Source organism: Cellulomonas telluris (assembly GCF_004886325.1).
Taxonomy (GTDB): Bacteria; Actinomycetota; Actinomycetes; order Actinomycetales; family Cellulomonadaceae; genus Cellulomonas; species Cellulomonas telluris.
On the sequence record NZ_QXFN01000047.1, the window covers coordinates 1 to 601 of the forward strand.

The window sequence follows — 601 nt, forward strand, 5'->3', positions numbered from 1 at the left end:
CTGCGCTCCTCGGCATCCGGCTCATCGCCGGCAGCCTGGAGCGCGCCTGGTCCCAGCCCGACGACGTGCCGGCCCGCGAGGCGATGATGCTGGGCGCCACGGCCGGCGGCTTCGCGCTCGGCACGGCCGGGACCGCCGCCGCCCACGCCATCCAGTACCCGGTCGGCGCCCTGACCCACACCCCGCACGGGATCGGGGTCGGGCTGCTCCTGCCCTACGTGATGGAGTTCAACCGGCCCGAGCGGATCACCGAGCTCGCCGCGGTGGCGGTGGCGATGGGCGCACCGGCCACCGGCACCCCCGAGGACCTCGCCGACGAGGCGATCGACCGGGTGGCCGCCCTGCTGTCCGCGGTCGGCATCCCGGCCACCCTGGCTGACCTGGGGCTGCCCGAGGACCGGCTGCGGTGGACCGCCGAGCAGGCGGCCGGAGCCGAGCGACTGGTCGCCAACAATCCGCGCCCCCTCGACGTCGACGCGCTGGAGCGCATCGTCCGCGCCGCCCACTCGGGCGACCGCGCGTCCCTGCGCGACGAGCCCGCGCCGCGCGACCTCCCCGCCGTGGCAGGTGCGCGATGACCGCGGTCCACGAGGGCCTGCGA

The 601-nt window shown here is 77.2% G+C and carries 1 protein-coding gene; it reads left to right on the forward strand.

Annotated elements, in window-relative coordinates; all coding sequences use genetic code 11:
• Positions 1–578: dehydroquinate synthase/iron-containing alcohol dehydrogenase family protein (locus FB586_RS18680; RefSeq protein ID WP_136520855.1), on the forward strand; the 578-nt coding region annotated here is incomplete at its 5' end.
• Positions 579–601 lie beyond the last annotated feature (23 nt).